Annotated in this window: 23 protein-coding genes; 15 read left to right on the top strand and 8 right to left on the bottom strand. The window is 51.5% G+C overall.

The features are described 5' to 3' along the window. The first annotated feature begins 4 nt into the window (after positions 1–4). The 7 genes from CVU71_07510 to CVU71_07480 all read left to right on the top strand — a co-directional run bounded on the left by CVU71_07510 (position 5) and on the right by CVU71_07480 (position 7,038). On the top strand, positions 5–598 hold the full coding sequence (locus tag CVU71_07510; GenBank protein PKN19348.1) for a toluene tolerance protein: 594 nt from the start codon (positions 5–7) through the stop codon (positions 596–598). A gap of 18 nt (positions 599–616) precedes the next feature. Further along, positions 617–1,555 carry a VacJ family lipoprotein gene (locus CVU71_07505; GenBank protein PKN19347.1) on the top strand — a complete coding sequence of 313 codons (939 nt, stop codon included), beginning with the start codon at positions 617–619 and terminating at the stop codon, positions 1,553–1,555. Beyond that, the gene (locus CVU71_07500) at positions 1,552–2,352 is read left to right on the top strand and encodes a hypothetical protein (GenBank protein PKN19346.1); all 801 of its coding nucleotides are present in this window, start codon (positions 1,552–1,554) and stop codon (positions 2,350–2,352) included. The genes CVU71_07505 and CVU71_07500 overlap by 4 nt, the downstream gene beginning before the upstream one ends. Before the next feature lie 44 nt (positions 2,353–2,396). Next, positions 2,397–3,527: a D-alanine--D-alanine ligase A gene (locus tag CVU71_07495; GenBank protein PKN19345.1), complete on the top strand. Its 1,131-nt coding sequence runs from the start codon at positions 2,397–2,399 to the stop codon at positions 3,525–3,527. Positions 3,528–3,833: 306 nt separating this feature from the next. After that, complete coding sequence (locus CVU71_07490; GenBank protein PKN19344.1) at positions 3,834–4,016, top strand: hypothetical protein; 183 nt, start codon at positions 3,834–3,836, stop codon at positions 4,014–4,016. Beyond that, positions 4,013–5,029 (top strand): hypothetical protein, encoded by a 1,017-nt coding sequence (locus tag CVU71_07485; GenBank protein PKN19343.1) that lies wholly within the window; start codon positions 4,013–4,015, stop codon positions 5,027–5,029. Before CVU71_07490 ends, CVU71_07485 begins: the two co-directional genes overlap by 4 nt. Beyond that, positions 5,029–7,038 (top strand): hypothetical protein, encoded by a 2,010-nt coding sequence (locus CVU71_07480; protein PKN19342.1) that lies wholly within the window; start codon positions 5,029–5,031, stop codon positions 7,036–7,038. Before CVU71_07485 ends, CVU71_07480 begins: the two co-directional genes overlap by 1 nt. A gap of 273 nt (positions 7,039–7,311) precedes the next feature. Here the strand turns inward: CVU71_07480 and CVU71_07475 are convergent, their stop codons facing one another. Together CVU71_07475 and CVU71_07470 are read right to left on the bottom strand one after the other, a co-directional pair. Next, positions 7,312–7,767, bottom strand: coding sequence for a hypothetical protein (locus CVU71_07475; protein PKN19341.1), 456 nt, complete (start codon positions 7,765–7,767; stop codon positions 7,312–7,314). Positions 7,768–7,817: 50 nt separating this feature from the next. After that, positions 7,818–8,528, bottom strand: coding sequence for a hypothetical protein (locus tag CVU71_07470; GenBank protein PKN19340.1), 711 nt, complete (start codon positions 8,526–8,528; stop codon positions 7,818–7,820). A gap of 102 nt (positions 8,529–8,630) precedes the next feature. Between CVU71_07470 and CVU71_07465 the strand changes: the two genes are divergently transcribed. Further along, positions 8,631–8,825 (top strand): hypothetical protein, encoded by a 195-nt coding sequence (locus CVU71_07465; GenBank protein PKN19339.1) that lies wholly within the window; start codon positions 8,631–8,633, stop codon positions 8,823–8,825. Here CVU71_07465 and CVU71_07460 read toward each other — a convergent pair. Then, positions 8,822–9,349 carry a hypothetical protein gene (locus CVU71_07460; GenBank protein ID PKN19338.1) on the bottom strand — a complete coding sequence of 176 codons (528 nt, stop codon included), beginning with the start codon at positions 9,347–9,349 and terminating at the stop codon, positions 8,822–8,824. The genes CVU71_07465 and CVU71_07460 overlap by 4 nt on opposite strands. 215 nt (positions 9,350–9,564) lie before the next feature. On the opposite strand from CVU71_07460, the gene CVU71_07455 reads away from it, so the two are divergent. After that, positions 9,565–9,840, top strand: coding sequence for a hypothetical protein (locus tag CVU71_07455; protein PKN19337.1), 276 nt, complete (start codon positions 9,565–9,567; stop codon positions 9,838–9,840). A 170-nt stretch (positions 9,841–10,010) separates the two neighbouring features. Here the strand turns inward: CVU71_07455 and CVU71_07450 are convergent, their stop codons facing one another. The 5 genes from CVU71_07450 to CVU71_07430 all read right to left on the bottom strand — a co-directional run bounded on the left by CVU71_07450 (position 10,011) and on the right by CVU71_07430 (position 14,910). Beyond that, the gene (locus CVU71_07450; GenBank protein PKN19336.1) at positions 10,011–10,466 is read right to left on the bottom strand and encodes a hypothetical protein; all 456 of its coding nucleotides are present in this window, start codon (positions 10,464–10,466) and stop codon (positions 10,011–10,013) included. A 308-nt stretch (positions 10,467–10,774) separates the two neighbouring features. Then, positions 10,775–11,197: a hypothetical protein gene (locus tag CVU71_07445; GenBank protein PKN19335.1), complete on the bottom strand. Its 423-nt coding sequence runs from the start codon at positions 11,195–11,197 to the stop codon at positions 10,775–10,777. 205 nt (positions 11,198–11,402) lie between these two features. Continuing rightward, entirely contained in the window at positions 11,403–12,575 is a 1,173-nt protein-coding gene (locus CVU71_07440; GenBank protein PKN19334.1) for a hypothetical protein, read from the bottom strand. Between the two features lie 195 nt (positions 12,576–12,770). Further along, positions 12,771–13,736 carry a hypothetical protein gene (locus tag CVU71_07435; protein PKN19333.1) on the bottom strand — a complete coding sequence of 322 codons (966 nt, stop codon included), beginning with the start codon at positions 13,734–13,736 and terminating at the stop codon, positions 12,771–12,773. A 64-nt stretch (positions 13,737–13,800) separates the two neighbouring features. Then, on the bottom strand, positions 13,801–14,910 hold the full coding sequence (locus CVU71_07430) for a hypothetical protein (GenBank protein ID PKN19332.1): 1,110 nt from the start codon (positions 14,908–14,910) through the stop codon (positions 13,801–13,803). 482 nt (positions 14,911–15,392) lie between these two features. Between CVU71_07430 and CVU71_07425 the strand changes: the two genes are divergently transcribed. The 6 genes from CVU71_07425 (at position 15,393) to CVU71_07400 (ending at position 24,673) form a co-directional block, all read left to right on the top strand. After that, on the top strand, positions 15,393–16,523 hold the full coding sequence (locus CVU71_07425) for a hypothetical protein (protein ID PKN19331.1): 1,131 nt from the start codon (positions 15,393–15,395) through the stop codon (positions 16,521–16,523). 164 nt (positions 16,524–16,687) lie between these two features. Further along, positions 16,688–19,090: a 5-methyltetrahydrofolate--homocysteine methyltransferase gene (locus tag CVU71_07420; protein ID PKN19330.1), complete on the top strand. Its 2,403-nt coding sequence runs from the start codon at positions 16,688–16,690 to the stop codon at positions 19,088–19,090. Positions 19,091–19,100: 10 nt separating this feature from the next. After that, positions 19,101–19,814, top strand: a complete 714-nt coding sequence (locus tag CVU71_07415) for a hypothetical protein (protein PKN19329.1) — start codon at positions 19,101–19,103, stop codon at positions 19,812–19,814. A 27-nt stretch (positions 19,815–19,841) separates the two neighbouring features. Further along, a complete protein-coding gene (pyrE, locus tag CVU71_07410) occupies positions 19,842–20,432 on the top strand; it encodes an orotate phosphoribosyltransferase (protein ID PKN19328.1) in 591 nt (196 codons plus the stop codon). Continuing rightward, positions 20,425–21,615 carry a hypothetical protein gene (locus CVU71_07405; protein ID PKN19327.1) on the top strand — a complete coding sequence of 397 codons (1,191 nt, stop codon included), beginning with the start codon at positions 20,425–20,427 and terminating at the stop codon, positions 21,613–21,615. The genes pyrE and CVU71_07405 overlap by 8 nt, the downstream gene beginning before the upstream one ends. A gap of 79 nt (positions 21,616–21,694) precedes the next feature. Continuing rightward, complete coding sequence (locus tag CVU71_07400; protein ID PKN19326.1) at positions 21,695–24,673, top strand: hypothetical protein; 2,979 nt, start codon at positions 21,695–21,697, stop codon at positions 24,671–24,673. Positions 24,674–24,776 lie beyond the last annotated feature (103 nt).

Here is a 24,776-nt window from a genome sequence, read left to right as displayed (position 1 = left end):
AATAATGAAAAAGCGTTTCGCAGCGTTATTAATATTGATCATTTTTGTAATATCCGTTCCGGCATACGCCGGTGTGCCCATGGCTACCGTTGACGCCACCGTCAAGAGAGTCCTCGACGTGCTGCGTGATCCCAAACTGAAACCGCCGGCAGCCAAGGAAATCAAGAAAGAAAAGCTCCGGGTCATCTACAGAGACATGTTTGACGAGATGGAATTTTCCAGACGCACGCTGACGCGCAACTGGAACAAGTTCAGCCCCCAGCAGCGCGTGGAATTTGTTAATCTCTTTGAGCAGGTTCTGGAAAAAGCTTATATCGATAAAATTCTGGATTACTCCAATGAAAAAATCGTTTTCTATAAAGAAACCATGGTCCCGGAAAACAAGGCGGAGGTGGAGTCGAAAATCATCACCTCCTCCAAGGAAATTCCCATCTTCTACCGAATGATCCTTAAGGACGGCAAATGGAAAGTTTATGACGTAGTCGTGGAGAATGTAAGTCTGGTTCAAAACTATCGAACCCAGTTCAATGATATTCTGACCAACGGAACGCCGGAACAACTGCTGGAGACCTTGCGCAAGAAGGTAAAAGCTCACTGAGAATTATAGACCCCGATTATGAAAACTTACCCGTCTTTGATTATCGGTTTTATTATGTTGTCCGCGGGATGCGTCCTTGCCCCCTGCTGGGCAGCTGTGCCGGTGCAGGCGCCGGCGGATGTCCCGTCGCCTCAAACGGTTTTGACGGCCGATGCGGGCGGGCCTTTGGCACAACCGTCAAAACTGCCGAGTGCCGCCGTTACCGATGAATACAAAGACGAATACAAAGATGAATATGACGATGAATCTTTTAAAGAAGAAAGATTAACGATAGCCGATCCCCTGGAACCCTTTAACCGGGGCATGTACCACTTCAACGATAAGTTGTACTTCTGGCTGGTGAAGCCGGTTGCTCAGGGTTACAAGGCGGTTGTTCCGGAGCCGGCGCGGGTCAGCGTAAAAAATTTCTTTTCCAATCTCGGCTTTCCGGCGCGTTTTGTCAGTTGTCTGCTCCAGGCTGATTTCAGCGGCGCCGCCACGGAAGCAGGCCGTTTTACCATCAATACGCTGTGGGGCATCGGCGGACTCATGGATCCATCCGCCGGCAAGGAGCTGGATCTCCAGAAACAAAACACCGATCTGGGGCAGACCCTGGGCGTTTACGGTGTGGGGCATGGCTTCTACATTGTCTGGCCCTTTTGGGGGCCGTCCAGCCCGCGGGATTCGGTAACCATAGCCGGTGATTATTTTCTTTATCCCCCCTCGTACATTACACCCTGGTATGCCTCGTCCGGAGTCATTGCCTATGAGGCCCTCAATAACACCTCTCTCAGAATCGGAGAATATGAATCGCTCAAAGGGGCGGCCATCGATCCCTATGTGTCGATGCGCGATGCGTACATCCAGTATCGCATGAAGGATGTAAAAGCGCGTCAGGCCAGGTCTGTCCTGTTTAAAAACTCGGAGGCCGGCCATCCGGCGGCGGATGCGCCTCAGCCCAAGAATAATCCGGAATGAAAGGAGTAATCCTTACGAAGAAGTTTATCCTGATTGCCATATCGGCATTATTGATTCTGACCGTGAACCCGGTTGCCATGGCCGGCGGACTGTTTGGTCCGCCGCAAACCATTTCCAAAGAAGCCGGCGGTTTGAATACGGCTGTCGGTTACCGGTATCATGAAGATACCTTCAAGGGTGATACGGAGCATGTCGTCAGGCAGAATCAAATTTATTCCCAGGCCGCTTACGGCTCTGCCGACCGGTGGGAAATTTACGGGCGCATCGGACTATCCGATCTGAAAATGTTTGACGCTTTCACGTCAACCGACGCTTCGACTGCGACTTACAAAAATAATTTTGAAGAGAACTGGAAATTGTTCGGGACGCTGGGGGCCAAGGGGTTTTATCCGTTCAACGGCATTTTCGGCATCGGCGCCTTCATTCAGGGAAGCTACCACTTCAGCAGCTATACGGATGAGTTTGTGGGCGTGCGCAACGCAGTGCCTTTTGTCGCCGATTTGAATATTAAAAATTTCTGGGATGTCAATTTCGGCCTCGGCCTTCAGGCCACCGTTCCCTACGGCATAAAACTATATGCGGGGCCCTATGTTTATTATGCCCGGGCGGACGCGACTCTTTCCTCCGCTATTCCGGGGATTCAATCCGGAAATCAGGACGTTTTATGGAAGAACAAATCCATCGCAGGAGGATTCTGCGGCGTCGATATCCCGCTGACCAGAGGATTTCGTTTGAATATCGAAGGGCAGTACACAGACCGGTTCTCCGTCGGATCGGCCATTACCTATACCTATTAATGATACTTTATTAAAAGTCGCTTCGCGGCATAAAAGGATCCGTTATGCAGCCTGAAAAGAACAGACAGCCATCAAAATTGAAAATCGGCGTTTTATACGGGGGCCGGTCCGGCGAACATCATGTTTCGCTTTGCTCGGCGGCTTCCGTTGTCGGGGCGCTGGATAAGTCCAAATACGACATCGTCGCCATCGGCATCGACCGCGACGGACGGTGGTACGTTCAGGAGCAGCCGGAAATTGTCGTGGATAAAGCCTTCGGGAAAATTCTTTCTTTAAAAAAACGGGGATTGTGGCTGGTCAATCATTTCGAACAGCAGAATAAGCTCCACCTCTATAATATGGAAAATCGGAAACAGGACGTTGTCGTCGATTTGATCTTTCCCGTCCTGCACGGCACGTATGGCGAAGACGGCACTCTGCAGGGACTTCTGGAACTGGCGATGGTTCCCTATGTGGGCGTGGACGTGGCCGGTTCCGCCGTGGGCATGGATAAGGACATCGCCAAACGATTATTGAAAGAAGCCGGTATTCCGGTTGTCCCCTGGATGACGTTGGGCAGGCATGAATGGCTTTCGCACCCGGGAAAAATTCTGAGCAAGGCCGTGAATCAGCTGGACCTGCCGTTTTTTGTCAAGCCACTTTGCACCGGTTCTTCCGTGGGGATCAAAAAGGTCAAAGCAAAAAAAGAGCTGGCGGATGCCATTGATTACGCCTTTCAGTTTGATACGAGGATCATGATTGAAACCGGCATCGACTGCCGTGAAATCGAATGCGCCGTTCTGGGGAATGACGATCCTCAGGCATCCGTTCTGGGTGAGATCCTTCCTCAGCATGAATTTTATTCCTATGAAGCCAAGTATCTTGATCCTCAGGGCGCAAAGATGAACATCCCGGCGAAGATCCCCGCCAGGCTGTCTGCCGCCCTTCGCAAGTGCGCCGTTTTGGGCTTCCGGGCGCTCAATTGCAATTCCATGGCACGTGTGGACTTCTTTCTGGATAAAAAGACCGGCGAATTTTATCTCAACGAAATAAACACACTGCCCGGTTTTACCAGCATCAGTATGTATCCCAAGCTGTGGGAAGCCACCGGTATTCCATACGGCAAACTGCTGGATCACCTGGTCGCCCTGGCCCTTGCCCGACACCATGAAAAATCAGCGATCAAAACGGATTAAGACAAATCAGAATCTGCCAAACGATGATTGAGCAGTCCCGGCTTGCATTTGGATTGACGGATGCCGATCATGAAAGTTTTGATGGATCGGATTCATCTGCAAATTCCCATACCTTATGGAATAAGTGCAAATTACAGGCTGCTGTTTTATTTTATCCAATTTGAAAACGCCTCATCTTTCGGGGCCATGATTTCCTTGACATGCAGGGTTAAAATTCCTATAGACTGGCGATGAACAAATAATGTCTGATCAAAATCAACTGATCATAATGATAATAAATGATGTCAATGTATCAAAGGAGCCGTTTTGCGCAGAATCACCGTGTCCATCTTTCTTGCTCTGAGCTTTCCCAGCCTTCCGGAAATGAACAAAACCATTGCGGCGGCGCACGCCTTCAGGCAGGCAATTGCCGGCAGCCGGTTTCCGGACGATGCCCGGATTTTTGCCGTCATGGCGGGTTTCGACCTTGAAACGGTGATGGCGGTATGACCAAAACACATATCCCGAAAACGGCGCTGGTCACGGGCGCCTGCGCTCTGGTGTCGGGCGCGACCGGATTTCTGGGCAGCAGGCTTTCGGCAACACTGGCCCTGCGCGGCTATCGCGTGCGTGCGCTGGCGCGGCCCACCAGCGACCTCTCCCGGTTGTCGAAGCTGGGCGTCGAAATTGTACTGGGTGATGTCAACGATCGTGATTCACTTGCCCGTGCGGCAGCAGGGCAGCGTGTTGTTTTTCACACGGCGGGCAAGGTTGCGGATTGGGGACCGGCCGCCGAGTTTATGGCGGTCAACCGCGACGGGACGGCCAACATCATCGATGCCTGCCTGCGGGCCGGTGTGGCGCAGCTGGTTCATTTAAGCTCGCTTACCGTACTGGGGCTGCCGCGCGACGGTCGGCGGGTTGACGAACAATCGCCGTACACCGCTGCACCGCCCGATCCATACACGCAAAGCAAGATCGCGGCGGAAAAGTTGGTGCGCGCCGCACACGGACAGCAGGGGCTTGCGACAACAGTGATCCGGCCGGGTGTGATCTGGGGCGCAGGCGATGCTACCATCATGCCGCGTATCGTCGCGTTAATGCGGCGGGGACGCATGCCCTGTCTCGGCCGCGGCGACAACCTGCTTGGCCTGTCCCACGTCGACAACCTGTCGCTCGGCTGTGCGCTGGCCGCTGAAAACGCGGCCGCCTCGGGTCAGATCTACCACATCACCGATGACGAATTGATTACGCTGCATCAGGCGCTCACCGCGATTGCTGATGCATACCATACGGCAAGGCCGCAATTTCACGTGCCGGTCCGGGCGGTCAAGGCGGCCGCGGCATTAGTCGAGTTGGCCGCGCGCTTGCGCGGTAGCTCCCGGCCACCTGCCATTACGCGCTATGGTGTGCGGCTGCTTGCCTGCCATTGCCGCTATGACATCGGCAAGGCGAGGCGCGAGCTCGGCTACGCGCCCAGCGTCAGCTTTACCGAGGGCATTGCCAAACTGGAGGAAGTTTAATGTCTGATAAGATCAAGATAGAGAGTCTGGGCGTTTATCTGCCTGAGAAAATACTCAGTATGGAAGCGTTGCTGCAGTCTTGCCACCGGCGGCCCCGCTGGGACCTTGAGCGCATCACCGGTATCCGTGAGCGTCGGATAGCCGTAGGCGAGTATGCGGTCGACCTGGCGGTCAAAGCGGCTGTGCGCGCTCTCTCCATGTCGCGTTATGCGGCCGCCGACCTTGACGTTGTGATTTGTACCAGCATTTCCAAACATCACGCCCCGTGGGAGTTCACCTTTGAGCCGGCGACCGCGGTGCTCGTCTCGCGTGCGATCGGCGCAAAGCGCGCGCTGGTTTTTGATATTGTCAATGCCTGCGCCGGCATGCTCAACGGCATCTGGGTGCTGCAGGGATTGATTCGAGCGGGTGTTGCCCGCTGCGGCATGGTGGTCAGCGGCGAACAGAACATGCCGCTTGCCGAGACGGCGGCGCGCCAGATCCGCCACAGCTTCGACGGTCAGATCGCATCGCTGACGCTGGGCGACTGCGGAGCGGCGGTCATTATCGACCGTTCGGTCGACGAGCATTACGGGTTTCACTGGCTCGATCTGGTCACCGGCGCCAAGCATGACCAGTACTGTTACTCCAAGCCGTCGCCGCGCGGTCCGGGCGGCATGCTCATCACCAGGGCGCGCGATTTTCAGAAGAAGGGTTCCGAACACTTTCCCTTTTATCTGAAGCAGGCGCTTGATGCGACCGGCTGGACCTTTGACGACTTGCAGCACGCGATACCGCATCAGGTTTCGGTGCGCGCCATCCATCAGGGGGTCAAGGCAGTCAAACGCTTCATGGGCTGCGAAGTGCCCGACATTTTCCCGTGCAGTGCGGAGAAGTTCGCCAACACGACCACGACCAGCCATTTTCTGGTCATGCACGACTATATTCTGCAAAACAAGATGAAGTCCGGTGACAATATCCTGCTGATCAGCGGCGCTTCAGGCATCGTCATTACCCACGCCACGCTCACGCTTGATGATCTGCCGGCGCGCTACCGCGCCTGTTTTGGCGCTGAGACTGATGAGCCCGCCGTTTCCGCATCCCGGGTTGTCGAGGCGGTCCGGCCTCAACCGCCGGCGCCGGTCAACCGTCGCCGCTGCCGCATCGCAAGCCTGGGGGTAAGCCCGCCGCGCAGGGGATGGACGGCCTGGAGTTCTCTTAAACACGCGCTGGCTGCCGGACGCAACTGCCTTTCGCGTTCGCATTACCGCCGCGCCGACGTACGCGTCCTGATCAACTGCGGCGTTTACCGCGACGATCACGTCTGTGAACCGGCCATTGCCGCCTATATTGCGCACGGGCTCGATCTCAATATTGAATTTCAAGGACGCCGCACCACGGCCTTCGATCTGCTCAACGGAGGCTGCGGCATGCTCAACGCGATCCAGGTGGTCGATGCGCTCTTGAAGAGCGGTGAGGTGCAGGTCGGCATGGTTGTGGCAAGCGAGATCAACTCCGACCGGCAGCCTGATCCCTCCTATTCCTATCCGCCGAGCGGCGCTGCGGTAATGCTCGACTGTGCGCCGCGTGACGGCGTCGGTTTTGGCTCCTTTGCTTTTGAGACCGACGATGCCGAGGCCGATCGTTACCGTTCGATCGTCAGCCTCAGAGAAAAGCGCGGCAGGCTTTTCCTGCGGCGTGATCCCGGGCTTACCGAGCTCTATCTGGCCGGATTGAGCCGCGTGGTTGCCGATGTGCTGGCCCGCGACGGTTTGCGACCCGGGGATATCGATGTGGTTGTGCCGCCGCAGATATCCGGGGAATTTATCGGCGGACTGCCGGCGGCGCTCGGGATCGGCGCTGACCGCATCGCAGATCTGACCGGTCAGTTACCCGACACACTGACCACGTCAACGCTGCTCACGCTGCATCACGAACTGGGCGGCGCGCGGTGCGCGCCGGGCAGGAAGGCCCTGCTGCTGGCCTGCGGTTCCGGCGTCACGGTCGGCGCGGCCACTTATCACTTCTAGCGCGTAGCGCGCCAATAAATGTCTTAAGAGGATTGTATTTGCCGCAAATAGAAGTTGCTGATGCCGGCACACAGAGCAGGGAAGGTATCGGATGATCGTTCAGGTATCGATCCCGCCTTCCTTGAGCCGTGTTGTCACCCGCTCTGCAGAGGAAAATCTTGACGTTGATTGCCGTATTAAGCACGGTTTGAATTCAACCGAAAATGACTTTTCCGTGACGGCTGGAATGACCTTCGGATTTCAGGGTTAAATTAATGCCATTGGTTTGAGTGTTTAAAGATCATTTTCTTCTTCCCTGAACTTGCCATGCAGTTTAAAAGTCGCTTCAACCGCTTTAATCGACAGCCAGAAGATGATGATCGTGAAAATTATATTTGTCCCGACAATTTGCGTATACCCGGCGATATTTAATAGGGTTACCACAAGAGAGGCTATGCCGAATAACAATAGTAAAACGGCGACGATTCTACTCTTCAGCCATAATAATAAGACCCCTGATATCAGCAAAAATATTGCGTCGGGGACCACGGCAGGCAACGTTAATGATCCTATAAGGCCATTCAAAAAGGCAATAATCAAAACCCCGTAAGATGATTTCATGATAATGCTTAGCGCTTCGTCCTCATCTTCAATCCACTTGAAAAATCCGGATATGATTTCCAGTGCTTCGTCCTTTTTTTCACTCCATTCAAATAATGCAGATTGATTATTTTTGTCTTCTTCTTTCAATTTAATCTCCTTGCGGCAACTCTAAAAAAATCCGGCCTGTAATACTGATATTACAGTCTCTTCTTCGGAAAAACAATTCTAAATAAAATATCACCCATTGAATCAGGAATGATTGGTTTTACGTTTTGTCCGGAACAGTCTTTCTCCCCTAATATTCCCCCTTCATGATCCAATAATACATATTGCATGCTTTTAACAGAGCGATTTAAATAATTCATTTCAACAAGTTCAGTCATTGCGGCTAACTTATCCAAACGATCTGTAGCCAGGTTGTTATTTGTTCTTGATTGAATGATGTCTCTGATCTGTTCCCGGGAATATTGAACTTTAGTCCAGACCCGGAGCGTATCGGGAGTTATATGATGAATGGAGTATTTTTCGTAGTAATATTTTTTACCATTTTTCGTTCCATATAATATCCATTCCGTCCGCGATTGATTATCCGCCCTTTGATCCGGTATGACCGTTTGATCAGAATTTTCAATCCCGTCCCCGCAGCAATGAAGGCCATCCTCATGGCGGCCGGACTGTTTGTTTTTTTCCTTTTCATGTTCCTCGGCGTCATCATTCAAATGCCGGTTTATTCTGGGCGTGATACACGACCATGAAAAACAAAGAACCCAGCCGATGATCGTCCACCCGAAAAAAATATTTAATAGAATAATTAATTTTTTTTTCTCTCCGTCTCTGGAGGCCACAATGAACGCGGGCAGGAAATAGATCATAAGACCGATTAGAAAATAATTTAGAATTTCACCCATTTCACAATCTCTTCGCGGTATATTTGATATGTTCCGCTGCGGTACATGTACCACAAGTTGAGTTCGGGTTCAGCTTTTTTGATGATGTCCGATTAGACTGCCGTGAAATTGAATAAATGGGAAAGGCGCCACTGCAGGAAGAACCCGGAGGCTGCCCCGGGGCTGATTTTAAAAATTGCCGGGCCGGCGGTATTGCCGGCCGCACATACGGACTGCCCTTCTTTGAAAATGATTATTGCCCTGAATGACGGTGTGAATGGCGCGGCGTTAAAGATCAGAGGTTATTTCCCGCATTAATCCGGCGGAATCGGCATTGTCTGCAGCAGCTGACGGGGCTCCTTTTTTTCCTTCAGGTATTTTTCAGCTTCATCCATTCCAAAGTCATAGCCTCTCCGGCCCGCTTTTCCTTCAGGCGAGTTTTGCCATTCAATCATCAGAGGTGATGCGCCGTTCAGGACCGTATGGAATCCGACTTTGAACCAATGGAGAAAAGCATCCCTGGCTTTGGGATCGGAGTCATAAGGTGTGGCCGCAGAAACGATTGTGGCCTCCTGGTCTGAAACCGAGTATTTTATGTAGGGGGGATCGGCTGTATCGCCCGCCGCCCTGCAGGGACATGCCAAAATGGCCGCAGCGGCAGTCAGAGTCAAGAAAACGGAAAGTGCGCATAGCATGTTTTTCATGGTTTTTGCCCGATAACAAACAGTCCGGGCTGCCCCTATCGCGATTATCTGGCTATCATCATAACATAATCCATTTTTTTTAATAAGATTAAACCCACGGCTTTGAACCTGCCGAATAAATTTTGACGGCCGCAGCACTTTACATTTCTTTCAATGGATTGAACGTTTCATTGCAATCAAAGACGTAAAAAGAACGTTTTGAAACTTTGGCGTCAATAGGGGTAGTCATTGTATATCTTTATATTTCAAATAGATAAGCTATATTTTTGTTTGCTGTTAAAATCTGGCACGCAAATTTCATTAGTAGAAAGGCAAATGAAACGAAACAAATTACCCCAAGGAGGTAACAGATCATGAAGAAAACATTAGGAACCATCGTAGCGGCAGCGGCAGTAGTTCTTTTAACGGCAACCTTCGGTTTTGCTGAGTATGCGGCAGCGGGAGCAGCTAATTTCCCGTATTTTCAACTGGGCTGCCTGATTGTGGGCGGACTGATTTTAGTCAGCCTGAAACGGAAGTATAACAAAATGTACACGGCGGAAGTTGTTGGCGCCTTTGCCCTTTACACCATTTTGATGGCGCTGTTTACCAACCCGGTTATTGATGCAGTGAAAAACATTGTCACCTGATAAAAGCAGTTTGGAACGGCCGCTACAACAACAAACATGATCTGTTGATATAGCACACCCCCTCAAGGCTCTTATGGCTTGAGGGGGTTTTTATTGGAATTTATGCAGTAATATTTTAAGAAGACGGCGGAAACCGGCTTTGCCTGAGGCTGTCGTTTCTTGTCTATCAATTAAATCTTTTCTATTTTGGAAATCAGGCTATCGAACTTTTCCACATCGACAACCGGCGAAGTGGAAAAGGATATGCCGGTCAGCATATTTAAACCCGTCGATGCACACAGCGCTTTTTCAGCATCGGGAAAATCCAGGGTAAAGACCAGATCGTGTTCCCCCATAACGGCATACATGGAAACCACTTTGCCGCTGTTTTTTTCGATGATCTTGAGCGCCTTTTTGGTCCGCTGCGCCGATACGTCCTTCAGCGAATCCTGCGTGTATTTGCCGAACATTATAAATATGGGCATGGCAGAGCCTCCTCTACAAAGTCTCTTTCCCGGGATAGGGCTTTTCAATATGCCTGTTCCAGATATTTTCCGTCGCCTTGATTTCCAGCAATGTTTTAGAGAGAGACTGTCCGCCGTTCCAGAAATGATATTTCGGATCAGCGCTGAATGGAACGATGACATTTCCTGTATTGTCGATATAAGGGGTGCTGTTATTGTCCATGTTTTTAATGCTCCTTATTTATTTATTACCGACAAAACCGGCGTTGATTATATTGCAAATGGTCATCAAGGTCAAAGAGAAAAAATACATAATGAGCGGAGGAGGAATCGGTCCGTAAACGCGCAAAGGTTGATTTGTTAAATCAATGATCATATCGCCGGACAACTTTGCCCTGATTCTCCTGAACTGGCGATAAAGCGATGAACGAGCCGTCAACCTTACCTTTCACGTTTTTCTCCGTTCATCAGGGATGGCTTGTTTTTTACTATTATTTATTTTTTTTGCCTTTGCCCTTGCCTTTGCCTTTTCCGCCATAAAGATCGTCCCCGCGTTTGAGGGCATGAAATTCTTTTGAACCGGGTTTAATGCCCAGGCTTTTGGCCAGCGCGCCCCATCCCCGGCCCCTGTTTCCTTTATATTGTGTGGTGACGTAGTCGATCGGCTTTCCGGACATCTCTCCCAGGCGCAGGGCGACGTAAGCATCCGCGGGTTTGGGGAAATTACTGAGCACGGTTGTGATCTGCGCATCGCCGATATTGAAACGGGTGGCGATTCTTGCGCGGAATCCTGATGGATCCGCCTGTGCCTGAATGTTAAAATCCGGCATCCAGCCGAAGTCAGCCGCCCATAGTGTGGAGGGTATCAGCAATAACATCACCATGACCGCGAAAAAAATATTTTTCAATTTCATGATTTTCTCCTTTTTTAGTTAAGGAATTATAAAACCGGTAAAGCGCCCTTCGAACCTCAACGCCCTGTTTTACGCATCTATGGAACAGCTGATTTTAAAAATTATACCACCAACGGCTCAAAGTTTCGACGTCTTTAATGAATGCCGCAAAATGTTTTGCGGAAAGTCAGAGGATGCTCTTGCTCAGCAGATGACAGAGATACCGTTAGATATTGCCCAGCAAATGATAGAAAAGCTTTGTGGTCATGGATATGTTCGCCGCGGAACTGAAAACAAAATTTCTGAACGTGTGAGAAAGATTTTCATATTCCTTTTGAAGCGCATGGGCGTCCAGGGCCTCCGCCTCAAAGGGATTTGACGTCATGATGGATGCGGATAAGGGTTCATGTCCGAAATCCAGGAAAGGGATCTTTCCAAAGACATCATCATGGCCCAGAGACAGGAGCTTAACATCCTCCCTGGGGCCTTTGCCGATGATATCGGCTGTTCCCTTTTTGATGATATAGAGTTCCGCATCATTATATTTTTGTTCAAGCACCTTGTCGCTCGGCAATTCTTTTGCATAACTCCCGGTGTAAGCCTGAACGGCATTGTCGTTGATCATTCTTAACCGGTTATCAAGGCCGAGCAGGACCTTTTTAAAATTCTCCGATAATGACGCATATTCACGATGGAGGGTTTCTACGTCCAGAATGCACAGGCGGACATCTCCTTCGGCAACCGCTGTGGCAATCCGTTCATTTTCACCGTATAAAAGCGCCCTGATGGTCCCGATGAAACACCCTTCGCCAAGCTTGGCCAGCGTTAGAGCGCCTTTGGAAGTTTCCCTGGTTATTTTTACCGTGCCCTGATAGATGACCCACAACCATTTGCCGTAATTCCCCTCTTTTACAATAACCGAACCGTCCGGGTAAAAATCTTCTCTGGTGACATACTGATAATCCACCAGGGACCCTTTAATGGGATGCACAAAATCAAATTGGACGCCGTCAGGTCCTGCTTTTTCAATGTATTCCTGATCGAGAGGTTCAGGGCCGACTCTGGCTATTTCTCCGTCGTCCAGCAGCCTCAAGGCATCCAGAACGATTCCCATCCTGCCCTGCGTAATGACCGGATCAACTCCGGTCAATTTCTCTTCGGAAAACTCGTATTTCCCGTCAGTCCATCCAAACAGTCCATGAACCGCCTCAAGCCCTTTCAGCTTGCCGTAGGAAGCATTGATCGGATTTCCGTCGCTGAAATATACGATACCCATATCGGGTGAATACTGGCTCCGCAGGGTCAGTATTCCGGTGCAGTTATTGGTGCCGAGCAATTGAAAGAGATCGGCAAGAGACACGAAGATCAGACTTCCGGAGAATACAACATTTTGGGCCATAGCTATTCATTTCCATCCTTATAATAGACAAAAGTATAGGAGACACACTCCCGGAAGTCAAGAAAATCTAAAATATAAAAGGAGCCGGCGTCACGAAAGACCTTGTTGCCGTTGTTTTGCATCAGTTTTCCATCCGGCTGTATCGTGCCGTTCAAGAAAACGTCAGGTGTCGGGGGCATGCATCATTAAAGGAAATTATATCGCTATGGTCAGATCATCATAAGACAGATAAATCTCCAGGTTGGACGAGCCGTCCAGTATCCTGAGATATTTACGCGTATCTTCCAGAAACTGATCAAGCGCCGTATCATCGAATGTGTGCTCATTATGAAAAAGGCAAAGACGCCTGACGCCTGCACGCACAGCCAGTTCAACGCCCAGAAGATTACTGGAATGCCCCCAGTTGACTTTTGCATCAACCGCGTCCAGAAAGCTGTATTGGGCGTCAAATATCAACAGATCCGCTTCTTTAAAAAACTCGATGAATCGGTAATTGTCATTTTGCGCGCCTTCCTTGTGCTCCGAATCCGTTGAGTAAACGATTTTCTTCCCATCTTTCAGGAAGCAATACCCGTAAGAGTCTCCCGGATGATGCTGTTGGATGCCGGTTACTTTTACTCCGGCGATATCGTATGTCCTGTCCGGTTCCAGAACATGAAAGGAGATATCCGCCCGCATGGCCTGCAAAGGAACCGGAAAGCACGGATCCTTCTGCTGATTCACGAATGATTCTTCCAGCGCTCCGTGGCAGCCGTAAATGTTGATGCGGTTGCCCGGCATGAAGGCCGGCGTGAAAAAAGGAAAGCCCTGAATGTGGTCCCAGTGCAAATGCGACATGAAGATATTAAAGACGTTCGGCAGGTTTTTCTCTCCGCTCATCCTGGCTTTCATATAATGATTTCCGAAGTCTCTCAGTCCCGTTCCCGCATCACAAACGATATATTCCGTCTGGCCGGCAATTTCGACACAGGAGGTATTGCCGCCGTAAGTTTCCCGGACGCAAAAGGGCAGTTCATTACGGATAAATGCTTTAATGGCGTCATCTGTCTCCAGCTTATAAGCCTGCGCAGCCTGAACAGCCTTGAATATTTTTGCCTCGATCATTTTGGCCGTGATGGAAGTCGGCAAAGATCCGCGTGTTCCCCAGAAATGAACCTGCATAAAATTTCCCTCTCCGTTGCCTTTGGTGTCAAGATGTCAGGAAAACAACGCCCTGATCACATCCTCATTTTCCACTCAGGGCCTTCAGCATCGCGCGTACCGCTTTCATTTGCGGAGCTTCTTTTGTTGCGTATGTGTCTTTCGTATCGGCGAGATAACCCCACCAGTCAAAACAGCCATGGGGGTTAGCTTTATTTTTTTGCGCCTGCGGATACAGCACAATGATATGATTGGCAGTAGCCCATTCATTATAACCGGCATGGAGGACCATCTGCAAGCCAAATGGCCTGCCGCCTTTTTCCGGATCGATACCGGCCGGATCCTTATTGTAAACCTGCCGGCAGCCATGAAACACGATATGGATCCTGCACGGCTCGTCGTCCAGGCAGGATCGGGGAACATAAGCATAGCCGAATTCATTCAGGCTGGCTTGCTCTGCCAGATCCTCAGAATTCAAAGGTCGCGGATCAACAAATTCCCTTTGAGCAAATTCGATCAATTGTCCGGTTGAGGCTGTAACCGGCCGGGCGGGATTTAACACACCGTAAATGTGTTTTAATACCTCGCCGGCTCCGTCATAATCGCAGGCGCTCATCCAGGGCGCGCTGCTTACTTCCTCACACTTGTTTCCATAGCGCAAGGTGGGCATGGCGTGTCCGGTCATCATATCTTTTTTATAAAAAATATTGTTTCGCGGGACACCCATGTTCAGATACCAGTCGTAAACTCTGCCCACAACCTCGGGGCGAACAGTCTTATCGATCATGCCGCCGAACAGGAATATTTTCTTTGATTTCAGGTTTTCCAGCGGGTCGATGCGACCATTTCCGGAATAGGCACGGGCCTTGTCGGTAAGCTTTGTCATGACTTCATCTGTGAGAAAATAAGGGCGGGCCATGCAATCATGCAAAGCTTTCAGCAGATCACCGCGGGCGCAGCCGTAAGGACCTCCGGCAAAAACGCCGACACCGGACATGATGCCGGAATAAGCCACAAAGAATTGATTGGCAAAAAAACCGCCGGCGGACAGACCGGAAACAGAGCTTTGATGAATGTCAATATTGTATTTTGCAAGTCCTCCGTGCACCGGTTGAATCCCATCAGCAGCAGCGCTGCGGCAGAGTGCCGCCGCAATAAAAAATGCCACGCAGATTGTCGGGAGAATCCTCTTCATCTTTTCAATCTCTCCAGGTCAGCCTTCACACCATGTCCGTTTCACCGGACGTCCCGGAAATGTCCGGTGAACGGCCGGACAACCGAGAGTATGTTTATATCATTTTGATGATTCTGTTAACATGATAAAAAACAAATTCTGCAGGAATGGATTTGATGGGGCAATGCCGGGGTGATGAGCATTGTGCGGATGAAGAACTTGCCCGTCAGAAGGGAAGGGGCGGCACGCCTGGATAACATCATGAATTTTTGACGCAAAAATGCAAATAATGCTGGGAATTATTGAAAAATTATGTATATTGAAAAAACGGTTCCGATCATGGCGGGTCTTGATTCCGCTGTTGCAAGACGAGCTGATTGACCCAAGTGTGCTGCGAAGGCGGTTGATTAAATTTCGGCAAAATTGAGCAGGGTTCCGGTGAATGATACCATTCCCGGTGGAGAGAGGCAGAAATACTGAATGTTGAAACACGGAGGTTCATAGTGTCGGTTGACGCAGCGCCTGAAAAAATTCCGGTCGTCTTATTGTATAATGTTGATCCGGACTGGACACAGGATGAAAAAGAGGACGTCATCAGTTACTCGACACAACTCGGCCACGCATTAATTGGGGTCGGATACCCCACCGTTTTCGTTCCCATCGCCGATGATGACATTGCCAGCCATCTCCGTTCCTTTGATCCTTCAGAACATATTATTTTTAACTGGTGCGAAAGCCTGCCGGGGCTTCCGCATAGTGAGTGGCTGGTGGCCAAACGGCTTGAGATGCTGGGTTTCACGTTTACCGGCGCCGATTCAGAAGCTCTGGCTCTTGCTCAGGATAAGTTCCGGGTGAAGGTCCTGCTCGATCAGGCCGGCATTCCGACGCCCGCCTGGCACATTTTTCATCATCATGAATCCGTGCAATGGGACAGATTCCCCGCAATCGTCAAACCGATGAACGAGCATTGCTCCGCGGGCATCACCCGTGATTCCGTTGTCCTCAATGCCTGCGAACTGAAGAATCGTATTCCCTTCATTCTGGACACGTACCATCAGCCGGCCATGGTCGAAGACTTTATCGACGGGCGTGAATTTCATGTCTCCGTCTGGGGAAACGAAAAGCTTACCGTCCTGCCTGTCGCGGAAATGGACTTTTCCTTTTTTGAAGACATCAAAGACCGGCTTTGTACCTATGATGCCAAGTTTATTCCCGGCTCCGACCCCTATGAAAAAATTGAAACAAAGCTGCCCGCGTCGCTTACCGGTGAAGAGATGCAGGCGCTGGAAAAGGCGTGTTGTGAAGCCTACCGGGTGGTGGGGTGCAGGGATTATGCCCGGATGGACGTCCGCCTGAGAGATGGCATTTTCTATGTTCTGGACATCAATCCCAACGCGGATATCAGCCATGACGCCAGTATGGCCTGCGCGGCGGAAGTTCTCGGGATGAGCTATGGGCAAATGGGAAGTCTGTTCATTCGCCTGGCCGCAAGCCGGCACCCCGTTTTCAGCAAAACTTTTGAATTACGGGAATCGGAAAGCAAAAAAGCGGCCCTCAAGCGGTCCCGGGTCAAACAGACGTCCCCGCTAAAACGCCGGGGGCAATCTGAACAGGCAATGCTATTCCCGGATTGAAATGGTTCGCAAGCCCAAGTCCCCGATGAATCTGTTCAACGCTAATCCCTTGATGTTCAAGAGAAATTCATTATCATTCCGATAAAAAAAATATTCCACTTCTGATTCCAAAGATGGTATAAGAACGCACTTTTGAAAAATTGATCATGCTCAGGGAGCGTATGATGACTAAAAGCTTTAAAATGAAGAGTCTTCTCGATAAGCAGGTTGTTATTCTGGACGGGGCAACCGGAACCGAGTTGCAGAAAAAAGGTCTGCCGTCGGGTGTCTGCCCGGAAATCTGGTGCCTGGAAAATCCAACGGTCATTCAGGACGTTCATGCGTCCTATCAGAAGGCCGGCGCTCAGGTTGTTTATACCTGCACTTTCGGTGCGAACCGGTTCAAGCTCAAACAATTCGGCGTTAAAAAAGATGTCTATTCGGTGAACAGGGAGCTTGCGCTCCTGGCCAAACAAGCTTGCGGGAAAAAGGCGCTGGTGGCAGGGGATATCGGTCCCACCGGTTTATTTATCGAGCCCACCGGCCCGCTGGCTTTTGAAGAAGCGGTCGAGGCTTTCAAAGAGCAGGCGCGGGGCCTGATCGACGGCGGCTGCGATTTGATCGTGATTGAAACCATGATCGACATTCAGGAAACGCGTGCAGCCCTGCTGGCGGTGAAGGAGCTGTCGGATATCTTCACCATCACATCCCTGACCTTTGAAAAAGACGGACACACGCTGGGCGGCACGCCGCCTGTGGCCGCGCTGATTACCCTGCAGAGTCTCGGCGCGGATGCCGTGGGCTGCAATTGTTCCGCCGGTCCCGAACAAATGGTGGAGTTCATCGCCGCGATGAAGCCTTATGCGACCGTACCGCTTCTGGCCAAGCCCAATGCCGGGATGCCCAGACTTGAAGGTTTGAAAACTGTTTTTGACATGGATGCAGGCTCATTTGCCGCTTATGCCCGGAAGCTGACGGCGGCAGGCGCCAATCTGCTGGGCGGTTGCTGCGGGACGACGCCGGATCATATTGCTGCGCTGGCTAAAGTGATGGGGAACGGAAAACCGGTTAAACCCCGCCGCGCATCGATTAGCGCGCTCAGTTCCGCGCGGAGCGCCCTCGTTCTGGATGAGAAGCAGCCGCTGTTTATCGTCGGTGAAAGGATCAATCCCACCGGGAAAAAAGCCCTGCAACAGGAGCTCGCGGAGGGAAAACTGTCTATTATTCGCCAGATGGCGCAGGAACAGGAAGCGCAGGGCGCATCTCTTCTGGATGTCAATGTCGGTCAGCCCGGCATTGATGAGGTGCAAACCATCAAAAAAGTGATCGGACTTTTATCCACGGCGACGTCTCTGCCGCTGGTAATCGATTCATCCAAAGTAGAAACGATTGAAGCGGCGCTCCGGATCTATCCGGGCCGGATGCTGATCAATTCCATTTCCGGAGAAAAAGAAAAGCTGGCGAGGCTTTTGCCGCTGGCCGCTAAATACGGCGCGATGTTTATTTTGCTGCCGCTCACTGACGGCGATATTCCGAAGACGGCGAAAAAACGTCAGGCGGTCATCCAGTCGATTTTCCAGAAGGCGCAAAAGGCCGGGATGACCAAAGATGATTTTGTCGTGGACGGTCTGGTCATGGCGGTTGCCTCCGACAGCGAGGCCGCCAAAGAAACACTGGCGACACTGGCCTGGTGCAAAAAAACTTTCAAAAGCAAAACCATCCTGGGGCTCTCCAATGTCTCGTTCGGTATGCCGGGGCGTCCCTGGCTGAACGCCGCTTTTCTGGCCATGGCACAGTATTGCGGCCTGACGATGGCGATTGCCAATCCGGCCAGCGTGGAATTCATGAATGTGAAAAAAGCGGGAGATACCCTGATCGCCAAAGAAAAAGCGCCGCTCCTTTTCATTAATCATTTTGCCCAGCAACCGGCTGCCGCTGTGCCGGCTGCCGGTTCATCCGTCATATCGCCGGAGGAAAAAGTTACCGCGGCGATCCTGGACGGCGACCGGGATCATATTACAACGCTCATCGAAGCGCTTCTGAAAGACGGTCAACCGGCCAACCGGGTGGTTGATGAAATTCTCATTCCGGCCATTGTCCGCGTGGGAGATCTGTATGAAAAGAAGACTTATTTCCTGCCGCAATTGATGGCGGCGGCGGAAGCGATGAAAAAAGCACTGGCCTACCTGGACCCGCTCCTGAAAAAAGCGGCTGCCGCCGAAAAGGGCAAGGTTTTACTGGCCACCGTGCGGGGCGACATTCATGATATCGGTAAGAATATTGTCGCGCTGCTTTTGAGAAATTACGGCTATTGCGTGATCGATCTGGGCAAAGATGTCGAGGACAGGATCATTATCGAGACGGCCAAAAAAGAGAAGCCGGATGTGATAGGACTTTCCGCCCTGATGACCACGACGATGGTCAACATGAAAGACATCATCGGGCTTGCCCGCGCTGAAGGGATTCAAACGGCTTTTCTGGTCGGCGGCGCGGTGGTTACGGAAGCCTACGCTGCGTCCATTGGCGCGTCCTTTGCGAAAGACGGTGTGGCGGCCGTTAGAGTCGTTGATCAATTAATAAACAAGTAAAATTATTTTCATGATGGCTGAAAAACAAAATAAATTACCGGGTATTGTCGCGTCGCTTGGCCTGCACGGGCTGGCGGCGGTGATCCTGATTTTCAGCATGCCCGGCAATGCCATGATTTCGCGGGAACTGGGCAAGCTTGATTTCGTGTGGGTTTCGTTTACCGCCGGAAATAAAACTTCTCCTGCTCCCGCCCGGAGAGTCAACCCAGCCAAAACACAATCAGCGGCAGTCCGTACCGGCTCTGTTTCGGAAGTGCCGGCACAGCAGCATTTCCGTGTGGAAGCTGCGACAACCCCGGCCCTGCCCGAAGAGGCTGCTTACGATAAAGCGCCGGCTGCTCCGGGGGCTAAAACAGCAGCCTATGCCGCCGCCGGTCATCCTGCTTCCGATGCAAACAGGCCCGCGATCGCGTCTGCCGCGGCGCCTGCCTTTTCCCGCGCCTATCCCCTGTACCGGGAAAATCCGCCGCCCGGATATCCGGAAATGGCGCGGCAGCAGGGCTATGAGGGGGTTGTGCTCGTTGCGGCGGAAATTCTTGCGGATGGGCGCGTCGGCAAAGCCGTCGTCAGACAATCATCCGGTTATGCCATTCTGGATCAAACCGCGGTCAAGGCGGTAAGGGCCTGGAAATTTGAACCGGCTAAAAAGTCGGGTATTCCGTATAAAACCTGGGCGGAACTGCCCATAAAATTTGTAATAAACGAAAATAACTCTCACTCATGAGAAATCTCTACCGGAGGAAATAACAACATGACCATCCAGCAAAAAAAGGAACGTCTCGGTGAAATCATTCTGGAACGCTCCTTTAAATACAGTGAAAATCCGCCTTTTACACTGGCCTCGGGCCGGCAGAGCAACTTTTATTTTAACTGCAAACCGACCACGCTCGATCCCGAAGGGATGAACCTGATCGGCGAAATTATTTTTGATATGATTAAAGACGCGCCGATTACCGCGGCGGGTGGTCTCACGCTGGGCGCCGACCCGATTGCCGCTGCGCTGGCCGTCATTTCCTGGCAGCTGGGCAAGCCGGTCAAATCATTTATCGTGCGCAAAGATGTGAAGGATCATGGCACGAAAAGCGCCATCGAGGGCAATGTGAAGTCCGGTGAAAGAGTGGTGATTATTGACGACGTCATCACCACCGGCGGCTCTACGATTACCGCCATTGAACACGCCCGCAAGGCCGGGTTGATTATTGACCGGGTGATTACGCTGATCGATCGCGAAGAAGGCGGCCGTGAAAATATTCTCCGGTATGTTGATCATGTGCAGTCTGTTCTGACCCGGACGGAAATCATGGCGCTCCGCGCGAAACGAATGGCAGTCCAGCATGGGTAAGGCAGGGTTCACAGTTTTACGCTGGTTGTTCACGCTTTGCTTCGTCTTTGCCGTTTGCCCGCCTATTTCGGCGTCCGTCATTCCGGTGACCAAGTATCGCTCCACGGAAATGCCGGGCGGAGCGCCGACAGGCTGGTTTGTAGAGAAGAAAGTCGGCGTGCCGTCGATGAAAATGGAAAAAGACGGGGAAAACTATTATTTGCATCTGCAGTCGTTCGGCAACTCTTCATTCGGCGTCCGCACATCGTCACGGGTGAACGTGAAAGACTTTCCGATTATTACCTGGCGCTGGCGGGTCGATAAAATGCCGGTCGGCGGCGATGTCCGCAAGAAAGCAGCCGATGATCAGGCCCTGCAGATTTACATTGCTTTTAAGGAAACGGGATTTCCGGCCGTGCTGAATACGCCTATTGTCGGCTATATCTGGGATAATGAGGCGCCCAAAGGCTGGAGCGGCCGCAGTTCACAGATCGCAGGCGATAAATTGCGATACATCGTTTTGAGAAATAAAACGGACAAGACGGGCCAGTGGTATACGGAACGCCGTAATATTTATGAAGACTACAAGAAGCTTTTCAGCGATATCAACGGCGGCGAACCGCTGGGGGTAACCACCGGCGTGCAGGTTTATATCAATACGCAGCGAACGAAAACGCCTGCGGAAGGCATGATGGGTCAAATTTATTTCAGCAACGAGACGCGGGATGTTGTCGTCACGGAAGCAGCCAAGGAGAAAATCACCGCCCGGACAGCCGTCATTTCCGCCAAACCCGTTGTCATTGCCGCTCCCAAACGGAAACCGGGGCCCGTTATCGCGTCCGAGAGGGACTTAAACAAACCCGGATGCGTGAACATCAGCGTTGAATTTGAAACGAATTCAACGGAAATCAATCCGGACATCGACGACAAAGTAAAAGTCATTACGGAATATCTGGTGAAGTATCCCAAAGCCAGATTTACCATAACCGGCCATACGGATAACGTCGGTTCGGATGCTTACAATATGGCGCTTTCCCTCAGGCGTGCCGAAAGTGTTAAAAGTTATCTGATTGAGAAATTCAGCATTGAGGCGCAACGATTAATCGTCAAGGGCGCCGGCATGTCCCAGCCTGTCGCCGACAACAGCACGCCGGAAGGGCAAAAGCAGAACCGCCGCGTCGTGATTCAGGACTGTCCGGAATAAAATTAATCAACCGACTCGCGGCACAAAGTGCGGCAAATTAACGCTCGTCTTTGTCAAGCGGGATTGAAAAGGAGTAGGAATGACGTCATCCAATGTTCCAGAACCGACCCTGCAAGCCGGCGATCTGTTCACAGGTTTTAAAGTATTAAGAGTAGAAGCCATTCCGGCCATGCGTCTCACCGCTTATGAAATGGAGCATCTCCAAACCGGCGCGAAAGTTCTGCACCTTCACGCTTTTGACCGCGAAAATTTATACGCGATAGGTTTTCGCACGCCGCCTGCGGATTCCACGGGTCTGCCCCACATCCTGGAACATTCCGTGCTGGCGGGTTCGGAGAAATATCCGCTTAAGGACGCGTTCAAGGAATTGATGCGCTCCACCATGCAGACGTTCATCAATGCTTTTACCTACCCCGATAAAACCGTGTATCCGGTTGCCAGCCAGATCAAAGCGGACTTTTTCAATCTTGCCCGCGTTTATACGGATCTGGTTTTACATCCCCGGATGCTCAGGGAAACCTTTTTGCAGGAAGGTCATCATCTGGAGTTTGCCGCGCCTGGCGATCTCACGAGCGATCTGATTATTTCCGGGATTGTCTATAATGAAATGAAGGGCGCCTACTCGTCGCCCGATTCCCTGATGTATAAAGACATTCAGGAAAATCTTTATCCCGACACCATTTACGCTCTGGATTCCGGCGGCGACCCGGAGGTTATTCCCACACTGACGTATGAACAATTCAGGGACTTTCACCGGAAATACTATTCACCGACCAACGCGCGCTTTTTTCTCTATGGAGATATTCCAACCGCGGAGCATCTGAAATTTTTATCGGAGATGCTGGCCGGATTTGACCGGGTGGACGTTGATTCGTCTATTAAAAGCCAGCCTTTTTTCACCGCTCCCAGGCGTGTTTCCGGATTCTATCCCGTGGACATAGACGAGCCGCTGACGGGGAAAGCCATTGTCAACGTCGCCTGGATGCTGGCGGAAAACAAAGATTTTGAAACGGCGCTGATGCTGGAAATTATTTCAGGCCTGCTGGTGGGCAGCGCGGCCGCTCCCCTGCGCCAGGCCCTGATTGATTCGGGGCTGGGCGAAGATATGTCGCCGGTTTCCGGGATGGAATCCGATCTGAAGCAGCTTTTGTTTTGCGCCGGTTTGCGCAACGTGCAAAGCGCCGACATCCCGAAAGTTGAGAAGCTCATTGACGACACATTGCAAAAGATTGTGTCCGAAGGATTCGACAGGGAATTGGTGGAAGGCATTCTGCATCAGGTCGAATTTCACGGCAAGGAAATTTCCCGCGGCTCTTACCCGTATGGCATTACGCTGATGGGCAACGTGTTTCAAACCTGGCTGTATGACGGCGATCCTCTGATCGGCCTTGATTTTTCCCGCATGATTGAAAGCATCCGCAAGCGCTGGACGGATGATCCGCAGGTCTTCCAGAAAATGATCCAAAAGTGGCTGGTGGACAACCCCCACCGCCTGCTGGCCGTAATGGAACCGGATCCCGACTTCAGCCAAAAGAATGATGCAAAGTTAAAGCGGAAGATGGCGGCTTTGAAAGAAGGCTTTTCGAAAGAACAATTGCGGCAAATCGACGAGCAGGCAGCGCGGTTGAAAGCATTTCAGTCCGACACCGATTCGCCCGAAGCCGCGGCATCGCTGCCTAAATTGCAGCTGGCGGATATTCCCGGAGAAGTGGAAACCATTCCAACCGTGTATAAGTCCCTTCAGTCGGTGCCGGTACTTACGCACGACCTGTTCACCAACGGCATTGCCTATGTCGATCTGGCTTTTGATATTGCTCATGTACCCGAAGACCTTCAGCTTTACCTGCCGCTTTTGGGTAAAATCATGACCGGCATGGGTGCGGCGGGTTTGACGTATGATGAAATGTCCAAACGCATCGCGCTGAATATGGGGGGATTCGGCTATGACCTGTCCGCCGGTTTTTCCGCGGACGCGACGGACACCTGGCAGAAAATGATCTTTTCCTTTAAAGCGCTTTATCGCACCATTCCGGACGCGTTCGACACCGTTTACGATATTCTTTGTGAAGGCGATCTGGAACAGGAAGCAAGAATGCGCGATTTACTCGCGGAACGGAAAAATAATCTACAGTCCTCCATTGTCCCGTCCGGACACGTCTTTGCCAAACGGGCGGCGGGAGCAGGGCTTACGCTGCCCGCATATCGTGATGAACAATGGCATGGCCGGACCCAGTTGCGATTTGTTCAGCAGCAGTCGGGCGATTTCGATGTTTCCGGACAGAACCTGCGCGAAAAGCTGGCTCAGCTGAAAGCGATCATCTTTCACAAGAATAACCTGACCATCAATGTCACCGCCGGGGCCGATGGTTTAACGCTGGTTGAAACTCATATTGACCGGCTGCTTGCCAAACTGCCCTCGGGCCAGCGCGCGGACAGGTCGGCCAAACCGCCGCTTACACCCGTCTATGCGGGCATTGCCGTTCCCACACAGGTCTCTTATGTCGCCCGCGCCATGACAGCGCCCGCATACAATGATCCGTCTTCCGCTCTCCTGATGCTGGCCGCAAGAGAGCTTTCCAACAGCTACCTTTACAAATATATCCGTGTTCAGGGCGGCGCTTACGGCGGCATGTCTTCCTTCGACACGACGCTGGGGATTTTCGCGTTTCTGTCTTATCGCGATCCGCATATCGTCGAAACCTTGAATGTCTTTCAGGAAGCGCAGAAATTCTATTCACAAATTGATATGTCCGCCGACGATATGGAAAAAGCCATCATCAGCACGCTTAGTGCACTGGACAAACCTCTTGACCCGTCCGGGCGCGGTTATGTTGCCCTGATGCGGCATTTTATCGGTGTCACGGATCAGATGCGTCAGTCCTTCCGGGATCAGATATTTTCCGCGACGCCGCGAAAAGTAAGAGACGCGCTGGCCGGCTATTTTGAAAAAGCCGGCGGGTCCAGAGCCGTAGCGGTTTATTCAGCGCAGGAAAAACTGGAGGAAGCGAACCTGCTTCTGACGGACAAACTGAATCTGGAAAAGCTTTCGGAAACGTAAAAAAGGCTGAAGGCCGAAGGCTGATACCCCTGCGGGGCACACGAGACTGAAGGTTAAGATGAAAGGCGTGAAACGCGCCGTCATCCAGAAAGATTAAAAATGC

Source organism: Deltaproteobacteria bacterium HGW-Deltaproteobacteria-6 (genome assembly GCA_002840435.1).
Lineage (GTDB): Bacteria > Desulfobacterota > Syntrophia > Syntrophales > Smithellaceae > UBA8904.
This window is presented reverse-complemented; position numbering and strand designations above follow the sequence as displayed.